The sequence below is a fragment of the Corynebacterium otitidis ATCC 51513 genome, from assembly GCF_000296405.1.
In the GTDB taxonomy this organism is placed as follows: domain Bacteria; phylum Actinomycetota; class Actinomycetes; order Mycobacteriales; family Mycobacteriaceae; genus Corynebacterium; species Corynebacterium otitidis.
On record NZ_JH815192.1, the window covers coordinates 314059 to 338299 of the forward strand.

Annotated in this window: 19 protein-coding genes; 10 read left to right on the forward strand and 9 right to left on the reverse strand. The window is 69.2% G+C overall.

Annotation, left to right across the window (positions count from 1 at the left end):
• Nucleotides 1-293 precede the first annotated feature (293 nt).
• From qcrB to ctaC, 6 genes are all read right to left on the reverse strand, one after another.
• Nucleotides 294-1922 (reverse strand): cytochrome bc1 complex cytochrome b subunit, encoded by a 1629-nt coding sequence (gene qcrB / locus HMPREF9719_RS01385; RefSeq protein WP_004600169.1) that lies wholly within the window; start codon nucleotides 1920-1922, stop codon nucleotides 294-296.
• Nucleotides 1922-3142, reverse strand: coding sequence for a cytochrome bc1 complex Rieske iron-sulfur subunit (gene qcrA / locus HMPREF9719_RS01390; RefSeq protein ID WP_004600170.1), 1221 nt, complete (start codon nucleotides 3140-3142; stop codon nucleotides 1922-1924). The genes qcrB and qcrA overlap by 1 nt, the downstream gene beginning before the upstream one ends.
• Nucleotides 3139-4026 carry a cytochrome bc1 complex diheme cytochrome c subunit gene (gene qcrC / locus HMPREF9719_RS01395; RefSeq protein ID WP_004600171.1) on the reverse strand — a complete coding sequence of 296 codons (888 nt, stop codon included), beginning with the start codon at nucleotides 4024-4026 and terminating at the stop codon, nucleotides 3139-3141. Before qcrC ends, qcrA begins: the two co-directional genes overlap by 4 nt.
• 107 nt (nucleotides 4027-4133) lie before the next feature.
• Nucleotides 4134-4748: an aa3-type cytochrome oxidase subunit III gene (gene ctaE, locus HMPREF9719_RS01400; protein WP_174269511.1), complete on the reverse strand. Its 615-nt coding sequence runs from the start codon at nucleotides 4746-4748 to the stop codon at nucleotides 4134-4136.
• Nucleotides 4749-5295: 547 nt separating this feature from the next.
• On the reverse strand, nucleotides 5296-5727 hold the full coding sequence (gene ctaF, locus HMPREF9719_RS01405) for an aa3-type cytochrome oxidase subunit IV (protein ID WP_004600173.1): 432 nt from the start codon (nucleotides 5725-5727) through the stop codon (nucleotides 5296-5298).
• A gap of 65 nt (nucleotides 5728-5792) precedes the next feature.
• Complete coding sequence (ctaC, locus tag HMPREF9719_RS01410; protein ID WP_038075074.1) at nucleotides 5793-6875, reverse strand: aa3-type cytochrome oxidase subunit II; 1083 nt, start codon at nucleotides 6873-6875, stop codon at nucleotides 5793-5795.
• A 365-nt stretch (nucleotides 6876-7240) separates the two neighbouring features.
• Here ctaC and asnB point away from each other — a divergent pair, with 365 nt between their 5' ends.
• Nucleotides 7241-9163 carry an asparagine synthase (glutamine-hydrolyzing) gene (asnB, locus tag HMPREF9719_RS01415; RefSeq protein ID WP_004600175.1) on the forward strand — a complete coding sequence of 641 codons (1923 nt, stop codon included), beginning with the start codon at nucleotides 7241-7243 and terminating at the stop codon, nucleotides 9161-9163.
• Between the two features lie 99 nt (nucleotides 9164-9262).
• Here the strand turns inward: asnB and HMPREF9719_RS01420 are convergent, their stop codons facing one another.
• A complete protein-coding gene (locus HMPREF9719_RS01420) occupies nucleotides 9263-9607 on the reverse strand; it encodes a HesB/IscA family protein (protein WP_004600176.1) in 345 nt (114 codons plus the stop codon).
• 152 nt (nucleotides 9608-9759) lie between these two features.
• On the opposite strand from HMPREF9719_RS01420, the gene HMPREF9719_RS01425 reads away from it, so the two are divergent.
• Complete coding sequence (locus HMPREF9719_RS01425; protein WP_004600177.1) at nucleotides 9760-10491, forward strand: DUF3043 domain-containing protein; 732 nt, start codon at nucleotides 9760-9762, stop codon at nucleotides 10489-10491.
• 3 nt (nucleotides 10492-10494) lie between these two features.
• Entirely contained in the window at nucleotides 10495-11493 is a 999-nt protein-coding gene (locus HMPREF9719_RS01430; protein WP_004600178.1) for a nicotinate-nucleotide--dimethylbenzimidazole phosphoribosyltransferase, read from the forward strand.
• Nucleotides 11494-11613: 120 nt separating this feature from the next.
• Here the strand turns inward: HMPREF9719_RS01430 and HMPREF9719_RS01435 are convergent, their stop codons facing one another.
• Entirely contained in the window at nucleotides 11614-12732 is a 1119-nt protein-coding gene (locus HMPREF9719_RS01435) for a branched-chain amino acid aminotransferase (protein ID WP_004600179.1), read from the reverse strand.
• A gap of 197 nt (nucleotides 12733-12929) precedes the next feature.
• On the opposite strand from HMPREF9719_RS01435, the gene HMPREF9719_RS01440 reads away from it, so the two are divergent.
• Nucleotides 12930-14543: a leucyl aminopeptidase gene (locus HMPREF9719_RS01440; protein WP_004600180.1), complete on the forward strand. Its 1614-nt coding sequence runs from the start codon at nucleotides 12930-12932 to the stop codon at nucleotides 14541-14543.
• 68 nt (nucleotides 14544-14611) lie between these two features.
• Here HMPREF9719_RS01440 and HMPREF9719_RS01445 read toward each other — a convergent pair whose 3' ends face one another.
• A complete protein-coding gene (locus HMPREF9719_RS01445) occupies nucleotides 14612-15016 on the reverse strand; it encodes a hypothetical protein (RefSeq protein WP_004600181.1) in 405 nt (134 codons plus the stop codon).
• 169 nt (nucleotides 15017-15185) lie between these two features.
• Here HMPREF9719_RS01445 and sucB point away from each other — a divergent pair, with 169 nt between their 5' ends.
• From sucB to lipA, 6 genes are all read left to right on the forward strand, one after another.
• Nucleotides 15186-16970, forward strand: coding sequence for a 2-oxoglutarate dehydrogenase, E2 component, dihydrolipoamide succinyltransferase (sucB, locus tag HMPREF9719_RS01450; RefSeq protein ID WP_004600182.1), 1785 nt, complete (start codon nucleotides 15186-15188; stop codon nucleotides 16968-16970).
• A 320-nt stretch (nucleotides 16971-17290) separates the two neighbouring features.
• Nucleotides 17291-20170, forward strand: coding sequence for an aminomethyl-transferring glycine dehydrogenase (gene gcvP, locus HMPREF9719_RS01455; RefSeq protein WP_004600183.1), 2880 nt, complete (start codon nucleotides 17291-17293; stop codon nucleotides 20168-20170).
• 235 nt (nucleotides 20171-20405) lie between these two features.
• Nucleotides 20406-21515, forward strand: coding sequence for a glycine cleavage system aminomethyltransferase GcvT (gene gcvT / locus HMPREF9719_RS01460; protein WP_004600184.1), 1110 nt, complete (start codon nucleotides 20406-20408; stop codon nucleotides 21513-21515).
• A 165-nt stretch (nucleotides 21516-21680) separates the two neighbouring features.
• Nucleotides 21681-22073: a glycine cleavage system protein GcvH gene (gene gcvH / locus HMPREF9719_RS01465; RefSeq protein ID WP_004600185.1), complete on the forward strand. Its 393-nt coding sequence runs from the start codon at nucleotides 21681-21683 to the stop codon at nucleotides 22071-22073.
• A gap of 225 nt (nucleotides 22074-22298) precedes the next feature.
• On the forward strand, nucleotides 22299-23087 hold the full coding sequence (gene lipB / locus HMPREF9719_RS01470) for a lipoyl(octanoyl) transferase LipB (protein ID WP_004600186.1): 789 nt from the start codon (nucleotides 22299-22301) through the stop codon (nucleotides 23085-23087).
• A 60-nt stretch (nucleotides 23088-23147) separates the two neighbouring features.
• On the forward strand, nucleotides 23148-24206 hold the full coding sequence (gene lipA, locus HMPREF9719_RS01475) for a lipoyl synthase (RefSeq protein WP_081586413.1): 1059 nt from the start codon (nucleotides 23148-23150) through the stop codon (nucleotides 24204-24206).
• The last annotated feature ends 35 nt before the right edge of the window (nucleotides 24207-24241 follow it).

Sequence of the window (24241 nt, forward strand, 5' to 3'; positions counted from 1 at the left end):
CAGAGCCCAACGTACCGCGCTGGCAAACGACCGGACGTCGACCGCTGCCAGCCGCTTCTCCGGCCACGACCATCGAGCTCCGCGGCGCCCGTAACAGCCGTATCGGAGCCGGCCCAGAAGCACAGCCCTCCTGCCCCATCGGCCTCTACCCCCGTCAGTGCGGTCCCCTCGAAAGCAGCCTCGCGCCCGACACCGGACAGTGCATGGTCCTTATAAGACACAACGAAACCGCCCGCCGGGCCCCGGGAATCGGGGCCGGCGGGCGGCTAGAGAATCAGGCCGGTTGTTAGGGCCTAGTCCTCCTCGTCGCCGTTGTCGCGGCGGCGGTTGATCTCGTTGAGGTTGCGCAGCGTCTCCGCCTGCTCGTGGTGGTTGCGCTGCTCGATCTCGCGGCGCTTGCGCTGGATGTCCTCCGGGTCCGGCTTGAACAGCGAGCCGGTGGACTCGCGGTCCGAGAAGCCCAGCTCGTTGAGCTGCTTCGGGACGCGCGCGCCCTGGTACTCCAGCGGCACGGCGTGACCGTGCTCGTCGACCGGTCCGAGCGGCTGGTGCACCTCGACGAAGGCACCGTTGGACAGCTGCTTGATGACGCCGGTCTCGATGCCGTGCTCGAGGATCTCGCGGTCGCGGCGCTGCAGGCCGAGGCAGAGCCAGTACGTGATGAAGTAGGCCAGCGGCGGCAGGACAATGAGCCCGATGCGGCCGACCCAGGTCATCGCGTTGAGCGAGATGTCGAAGTGGTACGCGATGAGGTCGTTACCACCCGAGATCGTCAGCAGGATAAAGAACGTCAGAGCCATCGCGCCCAGGCTGCTGCGCACCGGCACGTCGCGCGGCCGCTGCAGCAGATTGTGGTGGGCGTCGTCCTTGGTGATCGCCTTCTCGATGAACGGGTAGGCGAAGAGCAGGACCACCAAGGTGCCGGCGAGCAGCATGACCCAGAAGGCGCCCGGGATGGTGTAGCCGCCGATGTAGAGCTCCCAGGCGGGCATGACGCGCGCCGCGCCGTCCGTCCAGAGCATGTAGATATCCGGCTGCGAGCCCGCGGAGACCTGCGAGGGGTTGTAGGGCCCGATCGTCCAGATGGCGTTGATGGTGGTGAGACCCGCCATGAGCGCGAGCGCCGCGAAGGTCAGCGCGCCGAAGCCCATCGCCTTGACGGCGAAGACCGGCATGATGCGGATGCCGACGACGTTGTTCTCCGTGCGGCCGGGCCCGGGGAACTGGGTGTGCTTCTGGTACCAGACGAGCGCCAGGTGCGCGGCGATGAGGCCGAGCAGGATGCCCGGGATGATGAGCACGTGCGCGACGTAGAACCGGTCGAGCATGATGTCCGACGGGAAGTCGCCGCCGAAGATCAGCCAGTGCAGCCAGGTGCCGATGATCGGGAGGCTGAGGATGATCGCCGACATGATGCGCAGGCCGACGCCGGAGAGCAGGTCGTCCGGCAGCGAGTAGCCGAGGAAGCCCTCGACCATGCCGAGGATGAGCAGGGTGCAGCCGATGATCCAGTTCGCCTCACGGGGGCGGCGGAACGCGCCCGTGAAGAAGATGCGCAGCATGTGCGCAACCATCGAGAACATGAACATCAGCGCGGCCCAGTGGTGCATCTGGCGCACGAACAGGCCGCCGCGCACCTCGAACGAGATGTTCAGCGCGGTCTCGTAAGCGCGGGACATCTCCACGCCGTTGAGCGGGAGGTACGCGCCGTCGTAGATCACCTTGGTGATCGACGGGTCGAAGAAGAGCGTGAGGTACACGCCCGTGAGGATCAGGATAATGAAACTGTACAGCGAGATCTCGCCGAGCATGAACGACCAGTGCGTCGGGAAGACCTTGTTGATCTGCCGGCGCAGGCCGCTAGCCGCTGTGTATCGCGAGTCAACCTCGTTGCCGATCTTGGGCAGAATCTTCGTCGTCATTAGGACTCACGCTCCCAGAACGCCGGCCCGAGGGGCTCAGCGAAGTTGTCCTTGGCCACCAGGTAGCCCTCCTCGTCCACCGTGATCGGCAGCTGAGGCAGGGCGCGGGCGGCGGGGCCGAACACGGGCTTACCGTACTGCAGCGCGTCGAACTGCGACTGGTGGCACGGGCACAGAATACGGTGCGTCTGGGCCTCGTACAGGGAGGTCGGGCAGCCGATGTGCGTGCAGATCTTCGAGTAGGCGTAGAAGTCGCCGTAGTGGAAGTCCTCCTGGCCCTTGCGCTCGATCACGCGAGCCGCGTCGGAGCTGCGCATGCGGATGAGCATCACCGCGTTGCGGGGGCCGTGGATGGAGTGCATGTGGTGCTCGTAGACGTCCTTGCGGGGGTCGTAGCGATCCCCGTCGTTGACGTCCTCCTCCGCGAGCGGGAAGACGGTCTCCATCGCCTGGGCGTCGAGGTCCTCCGGGCGCATGCGGACGAGGCGCGAAATGCCCTCGGTCGTGTAGTGCTGCCCGGTGGCGGTCTCGTGGGGCTCGGCGACGGCGCCGGTGTCGCGGCCGAGGTAGAGCTTCACGCCCTTCTCCTGGAGCGTCCAGCCGGACGTCCACAGCGTGCCGTCGCCCTCGTAGCCGAGCTCCCCGCGCTTCCATGGGTTCTTCACCATGCCGCCAAGCGGCGCGATGATGACGAGCCCCGCGACGATCGCGCCGCCGGCGAGCAGGCCCTGCATCGCCTTGCGGCGGCCCAGGGTCGAGGTCTGCCACGCGTCGTTAAGCAGGGCCGTCATCGTGCGGCGGTCGACCTCGTCGGAGGGGCCGTCGTGGCGGCGCTGGACGGAGACCTCCTCGGGGATCATCCGCTTGACGTACTGGACGATGAAGACGCCGAGGAACAGCAGGGTCAACCCGGCGAGCAGGCCGAGCAGCGGGGTGTAGAAGGTGTAGGTCCACAGCCCCTCGTCGCCGTGGCCCTTGTACTCCCACGGCCAGAAGAGGTAGACGGCGAGGAAGCCGATCCCGGAGAGGATCGAGAGGATGAGCCAGACGTTGAGCTGGATCGCGGCGCGCTCCTCGGCCGGGTCGTTCTCGATCGGGAACCGCTTCTTGCGGTACGCGACGGTGACCCCGTCGAGCTCGGTGCCCAGGCGAGCGAGCTCGTCGTTGCTCATCGACTTGAGCTCCTGCTCGCTGTAGTTGTCCTTATTGATGTCTGTCATGAGCGCGTTCCAATCCAGATCGCCGCAGCGATCAGCACGACGATGCCGACGAACCACATGAAGAAGCCCTCGGCCACCGGGCCGATGCCGCCGAGCGACCAGCCGCCGGGGCTGGGCGTCTCCTTGGCGCTCTTCACGAAGGCGATAATGTCCTTCTTCTCGTCCGGGCTGAGCTGCCGGTCGGAGAACTTCGGCATGTTCTGCGGGCCGGTGAGCATCGCCTGGTAGATCTCCTGCTCGTTCGCGGGATCGAGCACGGGCGCGTACTTACCGGACGAAAGAGCACCGCCCCGGCCGGTGAAGTTGTGGCAGGAGGCGCAGTTCTGGCGGAACAGCTCGGAGCCGCGGGCGACGTCCGCGGGGTCGATCTGGCCGTCGAAGTTCTTGCCCCTCAGCGACTCCATCGCGATCGAGCCGTCGTCGTTGTAGACGAGGTCCGGGCCGCCGCCGTTCGCGGAGACGTAGGCCGCGAGCGCGAGCGCCTGGCGCTCGCCGTAGCGGGCGGGCTTACGCTCGGCCTGGGCCTCGTTCGACATCATCGGCATGCGGCCGGAGTTGACCTGGAAGTAGACCGAGCCCTCGCCCACGCCGATGAGCGACGGGCCGCGGTCCTTGACCCCCTGGAGGTTCTCGCCGTGGCAGGTGATGCAGGCGACGTCGTAGAGGTCCTTGCCCTCCTGGATGAGCGCCTGGTCGTTCTTGTCCGCGGTGGCCACCTGCGCCTCGGGGCTCAGGGCGTTCGACAGGACGCCCGCGCCGGTGAGCGCGACCGTCACGGCGAGCGCGCCGGCCGCGGCCCGACGCAGCTTGCGCCGCCCGCGCCCGATCGCCGCTCCCTCGCCGGAACGGCCGAACCAGCCGCCGTTGAAAAGCTTCTTAAGCATAACTTTCCTTCATTAACGTTCCTCGGCCTTGATCCTCGAACGACTCTCGCCGCCGAGGGGACCGCACGGGGCAGGGCACGGGGGCGCGGGGCCCCCGCGGCGTTGGGCTACTGGATGAGGTAGACCACCACGAACAGCCCAATCCACACGACATCGACGAAGTGCCAGTAGTAGGACGTGACCATCGCCGCCGTCGCCTGGGCCGGGGTGAACTTCGCCTTGGAGACGCGCAGCAGGACGACGACGAAGGCGATAACGCCGGCGAGCACGTGAGCGGCGTGGAACCCGGTCGTGATGAAGAAGACCGAGCCGAACACGCTGCTCTGGATCGTGACGCCCTCCGAGACGAGCTCGAAGTACTCGTAAGCCTGCATCGCAAGGAAGATGACGCCGAGCAGGATCGTCACGACGTACCACTTGCGAAGCGTGTAGACGTCGCCGCGCTCGGCGGCGAACACACCCAGCTGGGAGGTGAACGACGACGTGACCAGCACCACGGTGATGACGAAGGCGTAGAGCGGCGTCAGGTGCGACGTCTGCTCCGCCCAGTCCCCCGACTGTCCGTTCGCGCGGGACGTGAAGTACATCGCGAACAGCCCCGCGAAGAACATCAATTCCTGAGACAGGAACACGATGGTTCCGACGCTCACCATGTTGGGGCGGTTGAGCGCCGGGACACGCTGTGAAGCTGCCGTACCTGGGGTCGAAACTGTGCTCGTCACGCACTCAATTATGGCGGCCGGCCCCCTAAAAGTCACCTCGCCACCCAGGCTGCGCCCAGGCGGCGTTTAACCCCCTTCGGGGGACCCGCTCGCCCGACCCGTGTCGCCTCGCACGACCTCCGCAATTGCCGCAGGTGAGCAGGCCGTTTTCGCCGAGGCTGGAAGCTCCCACCGACACAACGAGCTGCATTTACTTGGCTCGCCTTAGTTTGCCTGGTGCTTTAGCCCATATTCAGGCCCGGCTTCGCGGGACCGTCTCACCCTTTCGATTGACCCGGGTGGGGGTTGGCCCGGGGGCCCACCCCGCGGGACGTTCGCGCAACCAGAGCGGAGACCTCCGGAGCTATCGGGCGCTTAACTGGGCAAACGCTCCCCCGCTGCGGTTTCGGATACGGCGAAAACCCGCTCCGTCGCACGCGGCCGGGAGGAAGTTCCCGAGCCCGAGGGTTTTCCGATCCCGACGTCTCGCCACCGGGCCCGCTACAGACGCGGCGACGGCCCGCCGGGAAGTTCCGGCGGGCCGTCGCTGGTTAATGCAGAAAAGCTTTTAGTGCTTTTCCTGCGGAATGTTGTACTGCATGTTGAGCATGACCACGGTGAACACGAGGAACGCCGCGCCGAAAACAATGAGCCACCAGTGGAGGTAGATAACACCGAGCCCGAGAACGAGAACCGCGACGGACATGAGGAAGGGCCAAATGGAGCTGGCGCTGAAGAATCCGAGCACGCCGGCCTTGTCCTCGACCTCGGCCTCCTCCCAGTCCTCGGGGAGGATGTCGGTGCGCTTCTCGGTGATGTGGATGTACCCGCCGAGCATCGCGGTCAGCCCCGCCGAGAGCACCAGCCCGACGATGCCGGCCCACTCCGCGCCCTGGAGGTAGGCGTCGTCGCGGACCATGACGGTCGCGATGATGTAGACGACCGCAATGAGGCCGAGGAAGGTCGTCAGCCCGAACATGATCTTCGATGAGGACTTCATTGGCTATCTCTCCTTAAGCGTTCCCGCGTGGCGCGGCGGGCGGCGCCTCGGCCGCCCGCCGGGGGTTACTTGGCGCTGGCCTCCACCGTGTTGGCGCCCTCGCGGGTGCCGACGCGGTCGGAGTTGAACGGCTTGGTCGACGTCGCGAAGGGCTCCTCGCCGATCGCGGCGAGCGCCTCGGAGTTCGGGGCGTCGGGGTTGTCGCGGCGGAACTCGAGGTACTGCGTGAACTGCTCCGGGGAGACGGCGCGGATCTCGAAGTTCATCATCGCGTGATAGGTGCCGCACATCTCGGCGCAGCGCCCGACGAACGCGCCCTCCTCGGTGATCTCCTCGATCTGGAAGGACCGCTGCTGCGAGTTGGTCTCGGGGTGGGCGTAGACGTCGCGCTTGAAGAGGAACTCCGGGACCCAGAAGGAGTGGGCCACGTCCGAGGACGCGAGCCGGAACTCGATCGCGCGCTGCGTCGGGAGGACGAGCACCGGGATCTCGTCGGTGGTGCCGACGGTCTCGATCTCGTTGTAATTGAGGTAGGAGAAGTCGTCGCGGGACTTGCCGTGGATCGGGTTGTCGCCGTCCTCGTTGACGGCGGTGTCCTCCGCGGCGGCCTGGCGCTGCTCGTCGGTGCCGTCGTAGAACTGCCCATCGCCGGTGAGCTCCCCATCAACGCCGGCGTAGCCGAACTTCCAGTTCCACTGGAAGCCGGTGACGTCGACCGTGACCTTCGGGTCCTTGTCGAGGGCGGTCACCTGGTTTTGGGTCTGGACCGTAAAGAAGAACAGCCCCATGACGATGACGACCGGCACCGCGGTGAGCACGAGCTCGAGCGGGATGTTGTACTGCGTCTGCCGCGGGAACTCGCCCTTGCCCTGCTTCTGGGCGCGCTTCGCGCCCCAGCGGAAGATGGCCCAAAGGAAGAGGCCCCACATGACGATGCCGACGAGCCAGGCAACGCACCAGACCCACACCCAGAAGTTGCCCATGGACTCGGCCTCGGGGGTCACGCCCTGGGGCCAGCCCATGCGCAGGAGGCTATCGAGCGCCTGCGGCGGCTCGACGTCGCAGCCTGCCAGCGCGACGCCGGCGGGCAACAGCGTCGCGGCCGCGGCGATCTTCCTGCCGTTGCCTCGTCTGTTCTTCTGCATCACGTGTGACTGCCTTTCCTCTCCACGCATCGCCAGAACTCGCGGGAACAGTGAATCCGCCGGTCTTTAAGCTGCCTAACAGATAGCCCACACGACGGCTCAATGTCGCAATCAAAGATTACCGCAGGCCGCGCCGCTTCCCATGCCGGGCCCCTCCCCGGCAACCCCGTCGCGCCCGGCCCGCGTGGCGCGGGCCGCTGCGCTGCGCCGATGAGATCCCCGCCCCGCGGCGCTCAACCGAAAGTATCCACCCGGGGCCTGCCGGGGCCGCGGCGGGGCGATTCTCCCCGCCCCGCGCGGTGGGCTAGCGTTGGGTGTTCCTCTCGAGAAGATCCGGTAGCCAGAGCAAAGGAGCGGGGCTTAAGCATATGTGTGGTCTCCTGGGTTTCCTGTCCGCGGAGAAGAAGGCGGACGCCTACGTCGACTCGCTGAGCGGGGCGCTGACCTGCATGCGCCATCGCGGACCGGACGCAACCGAGGTGTGGCACGACGAGGATGCGGCCTTCGGCTTCAACCGCCTCTCCATCGTCGACCTCGAGCACTCGCACCAGCCGCTGAGCTGGGGGCCGAAGGACGAGCCGGGGCGCTACGTGCTCACCTTCAACGGCGAGATCTACAACTACGTGGAGCTGCGCGCCGAGCTTCAGGAGGCCGGCTACGAGTTCGCCACCGACGGCGATTCGGAGACCATCGTCGTGGGCTACCACCACTTCGGCGAGGACGTCGTCTCGCACCTGCGGGGCATGTTCGCCTTCGCCATCTGGGACACCGCGGAGCACCGCCTCTTCCTCGCCCGCGACCGCTTCGGCATCAAGCCGCTGTTCTACGCGACCACGCCCCGCGGCACGGTGTTCTCTTCGGAGAAGAAGTCGATCCTCGCGATGGCCGACGCCATCGGTCTAGGCCAGGATCTTGACATGCGGGCCATCGAGCACTACGCCGACCTGCAGTACGTGCCCGAGCCGGAGACCCTCCACGAGGACGTCCGCCGGCTCGAGTCGGGCTGCACCGCGACGCTTCGCCCCGGCGAGGAGCTCTCCCAGTCGCGCTACTTCGCGCCCCGCTTCCCCGTCGAGGAGGTGCCCGCCGGATCCGAGGAGAAGGTCTTCGACCGCATCGCCGAGGCCCTAGAGGACAGCGTCGCGAAGCACATGCGCGCCGACGTCACCGTCGGCTCGTTCCTCTCCGGGGGCATCGACTCCACGGCGATCGCCGCGATCGCGAAGCGACACAACCCCGACCTGCTCACCTTCACCACCGGCTTCGAGCGCGAGGGCTACTCCGAGGTCGACGTCGCCGCCGAGTCCGCGGAGGCGATCGGCGCGGAGCACATCGTCAAGGTCGTCAGCCCCGAGGAGTACGTCGACGCGGTCCCGAAGATCATGTGGTATCTCGACGACCCGGTCGCCGACCCCTCGCTCGTGCCGCTGTACTTCGTCGCCCGCGAGGCCCGCAAGCACGTCAAGGTCGTTCTCTCCGGGGAGGGCGCCGACGAGCTCTTCGGCGGCTACACGATCTACAAGGAGCCGCTCTCGCTCGCGCCCTTCGAGAAGGTGCCCCGCCCGCTGCTGCGCGGCCTGCGGGCGCTCAGCCGGGTGCTGCCCGAGGGCATGAAGGGCAAGTCCCTCCTCGAGCGGGGCACCACCCCGATGGAGGAGCGCTACTACGGCAACGCGCGCTCCTTCAACTTCGAGCAGCTCTCCCGGGTGCTGCCGTGGGCGCGGCGCGAGTGGGACCACCGCGAGGTCACCGCCCCGATCTACGACGCGTCGAAGGACTTCGACCCGGTCGCGCGCATGCAGCACCTCGACCTGTTCACGTGGCTGCGCGGCGACATCCTCGTCAAGGCCGACAAGATCACCATGGCCAACTCCCTCGAGCTGCGCGTGCCCTTCCTCGACAAGGAGGTCTTCCGCGTCGCCGAGACGCTGCCGAAGGAGCTCAAGGTCTCCCACGGCACGACGAAGTACGCGCTGCGCCAGGCCCTCAAGCGCATCGTCCCGGCCCACGTCCTCAACCGCAAGAAGCTCGGCTTCCCGGTGCCGATGCGCCACTGGCTCGCCGGCGGGGAGCTCTACGACTGGGCTCGGGACCAGATCAGGGCGTCGGACACCGCGCACCTCATCGACAAGGACGCGGCGCTCGCGATGCTCGAGGAGCACCGCGACGGCCGCTCGGACCACTCGCGCCGGCTGTGGACGGTCATCGCGTTCATGATCTGGCACGGCATCTTCGTCGAGGGTCGCATCGACCCCGAGATCGAGGAGCGCGACTACCCCGTCGAGCTCTAGCAGAATTCTCTCCGCCGCCCCGCTCCGGGCGCGCGAAGGCCCCGGCCGGCGCCCGCCTCGAGCGGGCCCGGCCGGGGCCTTATTACTTGTGTGTTCCTTCTAGTGGAAGGAGTCGCCGCAGGCGCAGGAGCCGCCGGCGTTCGGGTTATCGATGGTGAAGCCCTGGGCCTCGATGGTGTCGGAGAAGTCGATCTTCGCTCCCATGAGGTACGGCACCGACATCTTGTCGACGACGAGGTTGACCCCGCCGAAGTTGTCGACCTTGTCGCCGTCGAGCTTCCGGTCGTCGAAGTACAGCTGGTAGCGCAGGCCGGCGCAGCCGCCCGGCTGCACGGCGATGCGCAGGGAGAGGTCGTCGCGCCCCTCCTGCTCGAGGAGGGCCTTCGCCTTCGCGGCGGCCGCATCGCTCAGAAGGACTCCGGTCTCGGTTGACGGTGCAGTCATGATCCCTTCAGTGCTCCTATCCGAAAGTGTCTCGGCTTCGCCCGCCAGCCTAGTGAAGGCCGGCCGGCACGCTGTCCGGTGTCGTCAACGGCAACGGTGTAGCGCCCGAGCTTATTCCACTTCTTTGTTGCGGGCTAGTAGCCTGGTGTGCCGTGAAGTTACCGTGGAAGAAGACTGAGGGTCCCGCCGACACCGTCGGCTCCGCGGCCGAGGTCGCCGAGGAGGAAAACGCCGGCCAGGACGCCGGGGAGCGCCCCCTGCCCAAGGGCTACACCCCGCCCAAGGGCCGGCCCACCCCGAAGCGCAAGGACCGCGAGATTGAGCGCGGCGTGCTCCGGGGCGCCTCCCAGACCCCCACCACTCCCGGGCAGGCGCGCAAGAAGCGCAAGGAGTTGAAGAACTCCATGTCCAAGCAGGAGTGGAAGGAGCACAAGCGCAAGCAGCGCATCGAGCGCCGCGAGCAGCAGATCGAGGTCCAGAAGAAGATGGACGCCGGCGATCCGCGCTACATGCTCGCCCGCGACCAGGGCCCGGTGCGCGCCTACCTGCGCGACTGGGTCGACGCCCGCCGCTTCGCGGGCAACTACATCCTCCCCTTCGCGCTCGGGCTGCTGGTGATCATGTTCATCAGCTCGTGGTTCCCGACCTTCGCGTCGATCGTCTCGCTCATCTCGATGGTAATGATCGTCGTCTTCGCGGCCGAGGCGTTCATCGCCGGCCGCCGGGCGAACGCGTCCGCGCGCAAGAAATTCCCCGACCCCGGCGAGAAGATCGGCTTCGGCACCGGCTTCTACGTCTTCGGCCGCCTCACCCAGCCGCGGCGCTGGCGCAGCCCGAAGCCCCGGGTCGAGGTCGGCGACAAGTCGAACGAGCCCGCCAAGTAGCCCATGGCCCCCTCCCCTGCCCTCGCCGAGATCCTCGGCGAGGCGGCCCCGCTCGACCGGGCCGCGGAGCGCTCCCGCCGCCTCGAGCTGCGGGGTAGCGCCGAGCGGCACGGCCGGCTCGTGGAGCTCGCCGCGCAGCTCGCCGGGATGGGCGGCATCGGCCCCGACGCTGCGGTCCGCCTCGTCGCGTTCGCCGGCGAGCACGGGCTCGCCGCGCGCGACGTCTCCCCGCTCGAGCCGTCCGCCGCACCGCGCCGCGCGGCGCTCCTCGCCGACGGGCGGGGCGCGCTCGGCGCTGCCGCCGGGGCGCTCGGCCTCGGAATCGAGGTCGTCGCCGACGCGCTTCCCAAGGACTCCGGCCTGCCCGGCGCGGGCGCCCTGCCCGCCGGCGGCGCCCCCGACCGCGAGGACGCCATGGACGAGGCGACCTTCGAGGCGGCGCTGCGCACCGGCGCCGCCCGCGCCGAGGCTCTCTCCGAGGCGGGCGTCGGGCTCGCGGTGCCGCACCTCGTCGGCCCCGGCGGGCGGGTCGCGGCGCTCGCGCTCGCGGGCCACCTGCTCGACGAGGAGCCGGTCGCGATGCTGGGTTTCTCCGGGACTGACGACGCCCTGTGGTCGAGGCAGGTCGCGGCGCTGCGCGATGTCATGACCCGCGCCCGGGCGACCCCCACCGACCCGGCGGAGCTCGTGCGGCGGCTTCTCGCCCCGCACCAGGCCGTAGCGGTGGGATTCCTCGCGCGGCTCGCGGCGCTGGGAATCCCGGCGCTCGTCTCCTCGGCGGAGGCCGCGGCCCTGGGGCTCACCGCGGAGCTGCTCTCGCCCGGCGCGCGCGGCTGGCTTCTCGGCGGGCAGCTCGCCCCGGCGGGCGGCCTGGCGGCGATCTACTCTCGGCTGGGCATCCGCCCGGTCTTCGCGCTGCACGCGGACGACTCGCTCGGCGCGGGCGCGCTCGCCGCGGTGCCGCTCGTGCGCTTCGCCGCGGCGCTCGGCGCGGAGGACTAGCTCCTCGTCCCCGGGGCGCGTCGCTGCCCCGCCCTCCCCCGGGGCCGCCGCCAAGATCACCCGGACGAGAAAGGCCCCGGCCGCTGTCGGCCGGGGCTTTCTTGTTGCGCGTCTTTTGGGCTAGCGCGCCGCGGAGAGCGTCGTGTTCCAGCCGTGGGCGTCCTCGACGCGGCCCTGCTGGATGCCGGTGAGGCGCTCGCGGAGCTTCATGGTCACCTCGCCGGGCTCGTTGCCGTTGATGGTGAACTCGCCGCCCTCGGACTTCACGGTGCCGACCGGGGTGAGGACCGCGGCGGTGCCGCAGGCGAGCGCCTCGGTCATGCGGCCGGAGGCGACGTCGTCGCGCCACTCGTCGACGCTGATCTTGCGCTCCTCGGTGCGGTAGCCGAGCTCCTTAGCGACGGTGAGCAGCGAGTCGCGGGTGATGCCGGGCAGCAGCGAGCCGCTGAGCTCCGGGGTGACGAGGGTGACGCCCTCGTCGGAGTCCTCGGAGCCGTAGACGAACATGAGGTTCATGCCGCCCATCTCCTCGACGTAGCGGCGCTCGATGGCGTCGAGCCAGACGACCTGGTCGCAGCCCTTCTCCGCGGCCTGCTGCTGGGCGAGGAGGGAGGAGGCGTAGTTGCCGGCGCACTTCGCCTCGCCGGTGCCGCCGGGCGCGGCGCGGACGAAGTCCTCGGAGAGCCAGACGCTCACGGGGCTGACCCCGCCGGTGAAGTAGGCGCCGGACGGGGAGGTCATGACGACGAAGCGGTAGCGGTCGGCGGCGCCGACGCCGAGGGTCTCCTGCATGCCGAACATGAGGGGTCGGATGTAAAGGGAGGCCTCCCCGCCGGCGGCGGGGACCCAGTCGCGGTCGACGTCGACGAGGGTGCTCACGGCCTTTAAGAACAGCTCCTCGGGCAGCTCCGGCATGGCGAGGCGGCGCGCGGAGTTGTTGAGGCGGCGGGCGTTGGACTCGGGCCGGAACGCCGAGACCGAGCCGTCCTCGTGGCGGAAGGCCTTGAGCCCCTCGAAGATGGACTGGCCGTAGTGGAGGACGCACGTCGCCGGGGAGAGCTCGAAGGGGCCAAACGGCACGATGCGGGCGTCGTGCCAGCCCTCGTCGGCGGTCCAGTCGACGATGGCCATGTGGTCGCTAAAGATCTTCCCGAAGGCGGGGTCCTTGAGGATCTCCTCGCGGCGCTCGTCGGGCGTCGGGTTATCCGTGCGGGTGATGGTGAAATCGAGCGTGCTCATAGCAAGTAAACCTACTACGGGCCCTGCCCTGGCCCGCCGGGGTGGCGCCGGTCTCACTCGGCGGGACCGGCGACGCCGTTATCATGGGTTGCCACGCGCGCGGCGGCCACCAGAGCCACGCTCGATCGGCCGCCGCCGCCCGAATGACCTTTGTCCGCGCGTCTCGACGATCGAAGTGTAAGGAAGCGACTACGCCCATGAGCTCTAAGAAGGACCACCCGCCGCGCCAGCTGCCGGCCTACGGCACGATCGCGACCGCCGAACTGACGAAGTCGGTGCCCAAGGAGGCGACCGTCGCCGTCGTGCCGGTGCTCGCGGGCGGCGACGCGGACGCGACCGTCTCGCTGCCCGGCTCCCTCGTCGCCGACGAGCGCGCCGCGGCCGAGATCGTCCGCCAGCTCGAGGTCCACGGCGCGACCGGCGCGCTCGGCGAGGTGCACGCCCTCGTCGCGCCGGAATCCGCGACCAAGAAGGGCCTGCCCGAGCGGCTCGTCGCCGTCGGCCTCGGCGAGGAGCGTCTCCTGCCGGGCGGGCGGGACGCTGACGAGGGTGCCGGCGACCGGATCCGCCGCGCCGCCGGCGAGGCGGCCCGCGCGGTCGCCAAGGGCGCGACCGGCCCGGTGGTGGTGGCGACGACGCTCGGCGACTGGGGCATCCGCGAGGCCGTCGAGGGCTGGATCCTCGGCTCCTACACGTTCCGCGGGGAGCGCGGCGCGGGCGGGCGCACGGTCGTCGCCTCGCCGGGCACCGGGCGGGTGCAGGTGGAGAGCCACGTCGCCGTGCTCACCGAGAAGCGCCCCACCACCCGGGAGAAGGAGGAGCTGGTGCGCGCGACGATCATCGCCGAGTCGGTGGCCTTCGCCCGCGACCTCGTCAACACCCCGGCCAACGTCCTCAACCCCGAGGCCTACGCCAACGAGCTCGCCGGCCAGGCGGAGTTCTTCGGCCTCGACTCGGAGATCCTCGACGAGACGGAGCTCCACCGGGAGGGCTTCGGCGGGGTGCTCGCCGTGGGCGGCGGCTCCGAGCGCCCGCCGCGGGTGGTGCGCCTGTCGTGGAAGCCGCGCAAGGCGAAGCGCCACGTGGCGCTCGTCGGCAAGGGCATCACCTTCGACACCGGCGGCATCTCGCTCAAGCCCGCCTCCGGGATGGAGAAGATGATCTCGGACATGGGCGGCTCCGCCGCGGCGGCCGCAGCGGCCATCGCCGCCGCGCGCCTCAACCTGCCCATCCAGGTCACCGCGACGCTCCCGCTCGCGGAGAACATGCCCTCGGGCAAGGCGACCCGCCCGGGCGACGTCGTCACCCACTACGGCGGGATCACCACCGAGATCCTCAACACCGACGCCGAGGGGCGCCTCGTGCTCGCCGACGCGATCGCCCGCGCGAGCGAGGACGAGCCCGACTTCCTCCTAGAGACCGCGACGCTCACCGGCGCGCAGATCACCGCTTTAGGCAACCACACCGCCGGCGTGATGGGCTCCGAGGAGTTCCGCGACCGCGTCGCGCAGACCGGGCGGCGCGAGGGCGAGCGGGCGTGGGCGATGCCGCTGCTCGAGGAGCACACCGAGGAGCTCGCCTCCCCGATCGCGGACATCCGCAACCACTCCAACTCCCGCGACGGCGGGATGCTCTACGCCGGGCGCTACCTCGAGCAGTTCGTCGGCGAGGGCATCCAGTGGGCGCACGTCGACGTCGCGGGCCCCTCGTGGAACGACAAGGGCCCGAGCGGCTACACGCCCTCCCGGGCGACCGGCGTGCCGGCGCGCACGTTCATCGCCGTCCTCGAGGAGCTCGCCGAGGAGTCCTAGCCGGACGCCGGATCACCAACGCCCCGCGGCGCGGCCCACGGCCGGCCCCGCGGGGCGGCGGCGTCTGATCAGTCGTCCTCCCCGGAGGCCCGGTTGGCCTCCTCCCAGCGGGCGCGGCGCTCGCGCTGCTTCTCGCGGTTGCGCAGCACGCGCTCGCGCTCGATGTACTCGCGCATCCGCTGGGGGTACCCGGTCTCCTCCACGTCGTAGACGGGGCAGTCGAGCAGCCGGGCGACCGCGTCGATGCCCTTCGGGCCGCCGATCCGGCGCCGGATGTTCGCGCCCGCGGCGTCGACGACGACGACGGACATCTCGTTGATGAACGTCTCGGGCTCGACGTAGGCCTCGACGGGGCCACGGCCGGCGGCCCATTCGCGAAGCGCGTCAGCGTCGGCCTGCCGGATCGTCTCCCCCGGCGCGCGCTTCGCGCGGGGTCCCTTCTTCGACTTGTGGCGACGCAGGAAGTTAAACACGGCTACCCATTCTAGGGGGTGGTCTCCTCCCCCACCGAGCGCGCCCGCGGCCGCGCACCCGCTCGCCTACCCGGGCACTGTGACTAATGCTACGAATCGGGGCCCGGGCTACTAGGGTATGCACTACCGGTTTTCCGTTGCTAGAACGACGTTCAAGGGAGTCTTATCGATGGCGTTCTCTGTTGAGATGCCCGAGCTCGGTGAGTCCGTCACCGAGGGCACTGTCACCCAGTGGTTGAAGGAGGTCGGCGACACCGTCGAGGCCGACGAACCCCTCCTCGAGGTATCCACCGACAAGGTCGACACCGAGGTGCCTTCGCCCGCCTCGGGGGTCCTTCTGGAGATCAAGGTCGAGGAGGACGACGAGGTCGAGGTCGGCGCCGTGATCGCGGTGCTCGGCGAGGAGGGCGAGACGCCTGACTCGGACGACTCCTCGGGCTCCGACTCCGCTACGGACGAAGGCGATTCGGGCGAGACCGAGGACGCCTCCTCCGAGGAGAAGGCCGACGAGGAGGAGCCCAAGAAGGACGAGCCGAAGGGCGAGAAGCAGTCCTCGGGCTCCTCCAGCGAGGTCGCCATGCCCGAGCTCGGCGAGTCCGTCACCGAAGGCACCGTCACCCAGTGGCTCAAGGAGGTCGGCGACACCGTCGAGGCCGACGAGCCGCTGCTCGAGGTCTCGACCGACAAGGTCGACACCGAGGTTCCCTCCCCCGCCTCGGGCGTGCTGCTCGAGATCCTCGTCGAGGAGGACGAGGAGGTCGAGGTCGGCGCCCCGATCGCGCGCATCGGCGACAAGGACGCCGCCCCCGCGAGCTCCGACGACTCGGGCGACGAGGACGACTCCGACGCGAAGCAGGACGAGGACGCCGCCGAGGAGAAGAAGGCCGAGCCGAAGCAGGCCGAGGACGAGAAGCCCGCCGAGGAGGAGGAGAAGGACTCCGAGCCGGCCGAGCAGCCCGCCGAGGAGAAGAAGGCCGAGCCGAAGCAGGCCGAGAAGAAGGAGGAGGCCTCCTCCTCCGGCTCGAAGCCGTACGTCACCCCGCTGGTGCGCAAGCTCGCCCGCAAGCACGACGTCGACCTCGACGCGGTCGAGGGCACCGGCGTCGGCGGGCGGATCCGCAAGCAGGACGTGCTCGCCGCCGCCGAGGGCGAGCCGGCGAAGGCCTCCGGCTCCGGCGAAGAGAAGAAGGCCGGCGGCCCGTCGACGAAGCGCGTCGACCCGGAGAAGGCGAAGCTGCGCGGCACCGAGCAGAAGGCCAACCGGATCCGCCAGGTCACCGCCCGCAAGACCGTCGAGGCGCTGCAGACCTCCGCGCAGCTCACCCAGGTGCACGAGGTGGACGTCACCCGCGTCGCGGAGCTGCGCGCCCGCTCGAAGAAGGCGTTCCAGGACAAGCACGGCGCGAAGCTCACCTACCTGCCGTTCTTCGCGAAGGCCGTCGTCGAGGCGCTGGTGAGCCACCCGAACGTCAACGCGTCCTACGACGCGGAGACGAAGGTCATCACCTACCACCCGGGCGTGAACCTCTCCATCGCCGTGGACACCGAGCGCGGGCTCATCAGCCCGGTCATCAAGAACGCGGAGAAGCTCTCCGTCGCGGGCCTGGCGAAGGCCATCGCGGACCTCGCGGAGCGGGCCCGGTCGAACAAGCTCAAGCCGGACGACCTCTCCGGGGGCACGTTCACGCTGACGAACATCGGCTCCGAGGGCGCGCTCATCGACACCCCGATCCTCGTGCCGCCGCAGGCCGGGATCCTCGGCACGGGCGCGATCGTCAAGCGCCCGGTGGTCGTCAGCGAGGACGGCATCGACTCGATCGCCATCCGGCAGATCGCGTACCTGCCGTTCACCTACGACCACCAGCTCGTCGACGGCGCGGACGCCGGGCGGTTCCTCACCACCATCAAGGACCGCCTCGAGACCGCCGCCTTCGACGACGAGCTCGAGCTCTAACGCCCGACCTCCCGATAGCGCCCGCCGGCACCTAACCCCGGCGGGCGCTTCGCTTTATCTCCCCGCCGCCCGGCGTCGTCGCCGGCGGCGGGTTTTTTTATCCGGGCCGGCCGCGCGGCAATAGCGCGCCCCGCGGGCCGGGACCGCCGGCGCGGCCCCGGTCGAGCGAGGGCAGCGCCAGGCAAATTGAAAGGGTGAGCCACGGGGATCATTCGAAGGTGGCAAAGGACACGTTCTCGAGGCGGTCGCGACCCACAAACGTACCTATACTGGGACGTGGTGCCTACACCTACGATTTCTGTTAAGGAGATCTCCTCATTATGAGTCTTTCCCCTGTCAGCGACACGTCTTCGTACAGCGCGCGGCACCTCGGCCCCGACGCCGCGGAGCGCGCCGACATGCTCGAGCGACTGGGCTATTCGTCTCTGGAGGAACTGATCGAGGCCGTCTACCCCGACGGCATCGAGGCCGAGTCCGCCCCCAGGCTCCCCGAGCCGCTCTCCGAGAAGGAGGCGCAGGACAAGCTGCGTAGCTACGCGCAGCAGAACATCCCGCTCAAGTCCTTCTACGGGCAGGGGTTCTACGACACGATCACCCCGCCCGCCATCCGCCGCAACCTCGTGGAGAACCCCGGGTTCTACACCTCCTACACGCCCTACCAGGCGGAGATCTCCCAGGGCCGCCTCGAGGGGCTGCTCAACTTCCAGACCGCGGTGAGCGAGCTCACCGGGCTGCCGCTGGCGAACGCCTCCCTGCTCGACGAGGCCTCCGCCACCGCCGAGGCCGTCGGCCTCATGGCCCGCCAGAAGCGCAAGGGCACCCGCGTGCTCCTCGACTCGAAGCTCAACCCGCAGGTTCTCGCGGTCGCCGCCGAGCGCGCCCGCATCCTCGAGCTCGAGGTCGAGATCTCCGACCTGGAGAGCTCGATCGTCGGCGAGGACTACGTCGGCGTCGTCATCGCCTACCCCGACACCGAGGGCAAGCTGCGCGACCCGCGCAAGACCATCGAGGAGATCCACGACCGCGGCGGGCTCGCCACGGTGCTCACCGACCTCCTCGCGCTGCAGAACATCGAGTCGCCCGGCGAGCTCGGCGCGGAGATCGCCATCGGTAACTCACAGCGCTTCGGCGTGCCGCTCTTCTTCGGCGGCCCGCACGCCGCGTTCATGGCGGTGGCCGACAACCTCAAGCGCAAGATGCCCGGCCGCATCGTCGGCGTTTCCAAGGACGCCGCCGGCTACCCGGCCTACCGGCTCGCGCTGCAGACCCGCGAGCAGCACATCCGCCGCGAGCGCGCCACCTCGAACATCTGCACCGCCCAGGCGCTGCTGGCGATCATCGCGGGCACCTACGCCGTCTACCACGGCGCCGACGGCCTGAAGCGCATCGCCGACCACGTCCACGGCCTGGCGAAGGACTTCGCCGCCGCGATCGACGCCGCCGACGGCGTCGAGGTCAAGCACGAGCACTTCTTCGACACCGTCGCGGTCACCGCGAAGGGCCGCGCCGAGGAGATCAAGGCCTCCCTGCTCGACGAGGGCTACCTCGTGCGCGCCATCGGCGAGGACACCGTCGTCGTCGCGTTCGGCGAGTCCGCCACCGACGAAGACGTCGAGGTCCTGGCCAAGGCCTTCGGCGCCGAGGCGACCGCCGGCAAGGGCGAGGGCGACTCCCGCATCCCCGAGGGCGTGGTGCGCAAGACCGACACCCTCACCCACCCGAACTTCTCGATGATCCACTCGGAGACGCAGCTCATGCGCTACCTGCGCAAGCTCGCCGACAAGGATCTCGCGCTCGACCGGACGATGATCCCGCTGGGCTCCTGCACCCTGAAGCTCAACCCGGCCGCCGGGGTCGAGCCGATCAGCTGGCCGGAGTTCGCGAACGTCCACCCCTACGCCCCGGAGTCCCACACCAAGGGCTGGCGGGCGCTCATCGACGAGCTCGAGGGCTGGCTCACCGAGCTCACCGGCTACGACGCGGTCTCCGTGCAGCCCAACGCCGGCTCCCAGGGCGAGCTCGCGGGCCTCAACGCGATCCGCCGCTACCACGTGCACAACGGGGACCACGAGCGCGACATCTGCCTCGTGCCCTCCTCCGCGCACGGCACGAACGCCGCCTCCGCGGCGCTCGCGAACCTGCGGGTCGTCGTCGTGAAGTCCGCCGAGGACGGCTCCATCGACCTCGACGACCTCGACGCGAAGCTCGAGAAGCACTCGCAGCACATCGCCGCGATCATGATCACCTACCCCTCGACGCACGGCGTGTTCGAGCACCAGGTGCGCGACGTGTGCGACAAGGTCCACGCGGTCGGCGGCCAGGTCTACATCGACGGCGCGAACATGAACGCGCTCGCCGGCCTCGCGAAGCTCGGGGAGCTGGGCGGCGATGTTAGCCACCTCAACCTCCACAAGACCTTCGCGATCCCGCACGGCGGCGGCGGCCCGGGCGTCGGTCCGGTGGCGCTGAAGAAGCACCTTCAGCCCTTCCTCCCGGCCGACCCGAACGCCGAGTCCGACCCCTCGACCCCCGTCGCCGAGGACAAGGGCATCCCGGTCGCGTCGGCGCGCTGGGGCTCCGCGGGCGTGCTGCCCATCACCTGGGCCTACCTCGCGATGAGCGGCACCGAGGGCCTGGCGCAGAACTCCGCGTCGGCGATCCTCGCGGCGAACTACGTCGCCCACGAGCTCAACGACTACTTCCCGGTGCTCTACACCGGCAAGAACGGCATGGTCGGCCACGAGTGCATCCTCGACGTCCGCCCCGCCGAGAAGGAGACCGGCGTCGACGCCACCGACATCGCCAAGCGGCTCGTCGACTACGGCCTGCACGCCCCGACCCTGGCGTTCCCCGTCGAGGGCACGCTCATGGTCGAGCCGACCGAGTCCGAGGACCAGGGCGAGATCGACCGGTTCATCGCCGCGATGAAGTCCATCCACGGCGAGATCCAGGAGATCGCCGACGGCAAGATCGCCTACGAGGACTCCGTCATCCACAACGCCCCCTACACCCAGGAGGCCGCGACCACCGACAACTGGGAGTACAAGTTCCCCCGCAGCCAGGCCGTGTGGCCCGTCACCAGCCTGCTGCCGGACAAGTACTTCCCGCCGGTGCGCCGCATCGACGAGGCCTACGGCGACCGGAACCTGCAGTGCTCCTGCCCGCCGCCCGAGGCCTTCGACATCGAGCAGCCCGAGTAGCTAGCTAGCGCCGCTCGGCGCCGCCCGAGGCGCGGCCCGGGGTCCCCCAGAAACCGCCCCCGGCCCGGGCCCGCGCCGGCCACCACCCGGGGGCCTCACTCGTCCCGCCCCGGGGAGCGCGACCGCACAATCGCCGCTCCCCGGGGCGGGCCCGGGACGACATCCCCGCCGCCCCGGATAGCGACAACTTCACCAGCGATCATCCTGCGCGAAGGAAAGGAGAGCCGGCTCAATCATGGCTGACCTTCTCAAGTCCCCCCTCTACGACAAGCACGAGGCGCTGGGCGCGTCGTTCACGGCGTTCGGCGACTGGAACATGCCCCTCAAGTACGGCAAGGAGCTCGAGGAGCACCGCGCCGTGCGCGAGCGCGCCGGGCTGTTCGACCTCTCCCACATGGGCGAGGTCCGCTCCAAGGGCGCCCAGGCCGGCGAGTTCCTCAACTACTCGCTCGTGGGCAACATCAAGGACCTCGAGCCCGGCCAGGCGAAGTACTCCATGGCGGTCAAGGAGGACGGCGGCATCCTCGACGACCTCATCACCTACAAGATCGCCGAGGACGAGTACCTCACCATCCCCAACGCCGCGAACACCGACAAGATCGTCAAGGTGCTCCAGGAGCGCGCGAAGGACTTCGACGTCGAGGTCGTCGACGAGTCCAAGGAGACCGCGATGGTCGCCCTGCAGGGCCCCGTCTGCGAGAAGGTGCTCCTCACCCAGGTGCCCGAGGACCAGCAGCAGGCCATCAAGGACGTCAAGTACTACGCGTTCGTCACCGTGACTGTCGCGGGCATCGACAACGTCATGGTCGCGCGCACCGGCTACACCGGCGAGGACGGCTTCGAGCTCTACGTGCCCAACGACAAGGCCTCCCCGCTGTGGGACGCGCTGCTCGAGGCGGGCAAGGACGACGGCGTGCAGCCCGCCGGCCTCGCCGCCCGCGACTCGCTGCGCCTCGAGGCGGCCATGCCGCTCTACGGCCACGAGCTCACCGAGGACCTCACCCCCGTCGACGCCGGCATGCGCGGCGTCGTCGGCAAGGACAAGGAGGGCGAGTTCTTCGGGAAGTTCCTCATCGACGCCCCGAAGTCCGACAGCGTGCTCGTCGGCCTCGTCGGCGAGGGCAAGCGCCCCGCCCGCGAGGGCGCCGCGATCGAGGACGAGGACGGCAACAAGGTCGGCGAGGTGACCTCCGGCCTTCCGTCGCCGACGCTCGGTTACCCGATCGCGCTCGGCTACGTCAAGCGCGAGCACAAGGACGTCGGCAACAAGCTCAACGTCGATATCCGCGGCAAGAAGTACCCCTTCGAGATCGTGAAGAAGCCCTTCTACAAGCGCGAGGGCTAAATCACCCCCAGCCGCGGTATTCGCGTGCAGCCTTGCGCCCCGACCGCTTCGAAACCGGGGCGTTTGGCGACTACAATAAGGACGTGAAGATAGCGCGGGGGACGCGGTAAATGCGACAGAGGCGTTCGCCGGTAGTGCTATCTCGAACACAGAAAGGCTCGTATCATGCCCCAGCTGCCCGAGAATTTCTCCTACTCCGAGGACCACGAGTGGATCAACGTCCCGGCCGACGAGGCCGAGGGCAAGACCGTCCGCGTGGGCATCACCCACATCGCCGCCGACCGGCTCGGTGAGATCGTCTTCGCCGAGCTCCCGGAGGTCGGCGACGAGGTCGAGGCCGACTCCCCCGTCGGCGAGCTCGAGTCCACGAAGTCCGTGTCCGACATCATCTCCCCGGTGAGCGGCAAGGTCACGGCGATCAACGAGGACCTCGACGACGACTACTCGGTCATCTCCGAGGACCCCTACGAGAAGGGCTGGCTCTTCGAGGTCGAGGCCACCGGCACCGCCGACCTCTCCACCGCGGAGGAGTACGCCAAGGAGAACGGCGACGACTAGTCTCCGCACGATACGGGCCCGCGCGACCCCCGGCGAGCTCGTTTCCCGTTTGCGCTGAAGGACCCGCCCGGCCGCGGCAGCCGCAAGGCGATCGACAGATCGCCGGCTCGCCCGGCGGGCGGGTCCTCGCCATATTCGACCCCAGACTTTTTCTCCCCGCCGCCTTTAGAGGGCGGCGGGGCCCGCACACACCCCCGATATTTTCCGAGTGAGGCCCGGTAGACCATGAGCAACGCCCCGCGCGACCCGTTCTTCCCCGCCGACGAGTCGATCCTCGCCGCCGGCGGCACCCCCGCCACCACGAACCTCGGCCGGATGGACTACCTCGAGGCGCTGCGCCGCCAGGAGCAGGCCGTCGACCGGCGCATCAAGGGCGAGGCCGAGGACCAGTACCTCGTCGTCGAGCACCCCTGCATCTACACCGCGGGCAAGCGCACCCAGCAGGAGGACATGCCCGACAACGACGTGCCCGTCATCGACATCAACCGCGGCGGGCGCATCACCTGGCACGGCGAGGGGCAGCTCGTCGTCTACCCCATCGTCAAACTCGCCGACCCGGTCGACGTCGTCGACTTCGTCCGCCGCCTAGAGGAGGCGCTCATCGCCACCGCCGTGGACCTCGGCGTGACGACCGCGGGCCGCATCGACGGCCGCTCCGGGGTGTGGGTGCCCGCCGACGGGCAGCGCCCCGACCGGAAGCTCGCGGCCATCGGGATCCACATCTCCCGCGCGGTGACCAGCCACGGCATCGCGCTCAACTGCAACAACACGCTCGAGTACTACGACCACATCCTGCCCTGCGGCATCACCGACGCCGGCGTGACGACCCTGTCCGAGGAGCTGGGCCGCGAGGTCACCATCGAGGAGGCCGCCGGACCCTTCCTCGCCCGCCTCACGGAGGCGCTCCAGGGAGGCCTCAAGGTGAGCGAGCGCACGTTCCGCACCATGCCCAACCCGGACAAGGGCCTCGGCAAGCGCACCGCCCCGCTGCGCGGCATAACCCCCGGTCAGTAGCGCCAAAGCCGCCCGGGCGCGGTGTTTACCCCGGCGGCCACCAGGCGTAGACTGGGGGGCGTGACTGTTGCACCGAATGGACGCAAGATGCTGCGGATCGAGGCGCGGAACTCACAGACCCCGATCGAGCATAAACCGCGATGGATCAGGAATCAGGTGAGAAACGGGCCCGAATTCCAGGACATCAAGAACCGCGTGTCCGGGGCCGACCTTCACACCGTCTGCCAGGAGGCGGGGTGCCCCAACATCCACGAGTGCTGGGAGTCCCGCGAGGCGACGTTCCTCATCGGCGGCGCGAACTGCTCGCGGCGCTGCGACTTCTGCCAGATCAACTCCGCGAAGCCGGAGCCGCTCGATCCCGACGAGCCGCGCCGCGTCGCCGAGGAGATCGCGAACATGCAGCTCAACTACGCGACGATCACCGGCGTCACCCGCGACGACCTGCCGGACGAGGGCGCGTGGCTCTACGCCGAGGTCATCCGCAAGACCCACGAGAAGAACCCCAACACCGGCGTCGAGATGCTCCCGCCGGACTTCTCGGGCAAGGCTGACCTCCTCCAGCAGGTCTTCGAGAGCGAGCCCGAGGTCTTCGCCCACAACGTCGAGACGGTCCCGCGCATCTTCAAGCGCATCCGCCCGGCGTTCCGCTACGACCGCTCGCTCGACGTGCTGCGCCAGGCCCACGACTACGGCCTCATCACCAAGTCGAACCTCATCCTCGGGATGGGCGAGACCTTCGACGAGGTCATCCAGGCGCTGCGCGACCTGCGCGACGCGGGCTGCGACATCATCACCATCACCCAGTACCTGCGGCCCGGCCCGATGTACCACCCCATCGACCGGTGGGTGAAGCCCGAGGAGTTCGTCGAGTACGCGGACGCCGCGAAGGAGATGGGCTTCGGCGGCGTCATGTCCGGCCCGCTGGTGCGCTCCTCCTACCGCGCCGGGCGCCTCTACGTCCAGGCGATGGAGGCCCGCGGCCGCGAGCTGCCCGAGAACCTCAAGCACCTCTCGGAGACCTCCCAGGGCCCCACGGACCAGGAGGCCACCACCCTGCTGAAGAAGTACGGCGCGTCCGAGGACACGCCGGTGCGCAGCAGCCAGCCGGCCCGCTCCTAAAAAGCCCCGGCTAGCCGCACCCCTTCTTCCCCTTC

Excerpts from the sequence above, each read along its gene's own strand:
- qcrA (WP_004600170.1), bottom strand. The coding sequence starts at position 3,142 with ATGACAGACATCAATAAGGACAACTACAGCGAGCAGGAGCTCAAGTCG.
- ctaF (WP_004600173.1), bottom strand. The coding sequence starts at position 5,727 with ATGAAGTCCTCATCGAAGATCATGTTCGGGCTGACGACCTTCCTCGGC.
- gcvT (WP_004600184.1), top strand. The coding sequence starts at position 20,406 with ATGGCTGACCTTCTCAAGTCCCCCCTCTACGACAAGCACGAGGCGCTG.
- HMPREF9719_RS01435 (WP_004600179.1), bottom strand. The coding sequence starts at position 12,732 with ATGAGCACGCTCGATTTCACCATCACCCGCACGGATAACCCGACGCCC.
- gcvP (WP_004600183.1), top strand. The coding sequence starts at position 17,291 with ATGAGTCTTTCCCCTGTCAGCGACACGTCTTCGTACAGCGCGCGGCAC.
- HMPREF9719_RS01430 (WP_004600178.1), top strand. The coding sequence starts at position 10,495 with ATGGCCCCCTCCCCTGCCCTCGCCGAGATCCTCGGCGAGGCGGCCCCG.
- gcvH (WP_004600185.1), top strand. The coding sequence starts at position 21,681 with ATGCCCCAGCTGCCCGAGAATTTCTCCTACTCCGAGGACCACGAGTGG.
- HMPREF9719_RS01420 (WP_004600176.1), bottom strand. The coding sequence starts at position 9,607 with ATGACTGCACCGTCAACCGAGACCGGAGTCCTTCTGAGCGATGCGGCC.
- sucB (WP_004600182.1), top strand. The coding sequence starts at position 15,186 with ATGGCGTTCTCTGTTGAGATGCCCGAGCTCGGTGAGTCCGTCACCGAG.
- asnB (WP_004600175.1), top strand. The coding sequence starts at position 7,241 with ATGTGTGGTCTCCTGGGTTTCCTGTCCGCGGAGAAGAAGGCGGACGCC.
- HMPREF9719_RS01440 (WP_004600180.1), top strand. The coding sequence starts at position 12,930 with ATGAGCTCTAAGAAGGACCACCCGCCGCGCCAGCTGCCGGCCTACGGC.
- lipB (WP_004600186.1), top strand. The coding sequence starts at position 22,299 with ATGAGCAACGCCCCGCGCGACCCGTTCTTCCCCGCCGACGAGTCGATC.
- qcrC (WP_004600171.1), bottom strand. The coding sequence starts at position 4,026 with ATGCTTAAGAAGCTTTTCAACGGCGGCTGGTTCGGCCGTTCCGGCGAG.
- qcrB (WP_004600169.1), bottom strand. The coding sequence starts at position 1,922 with ATGACGACGAAGATTCTGCCCAAGATCGGCAACGAGGTTGACTCGCGA.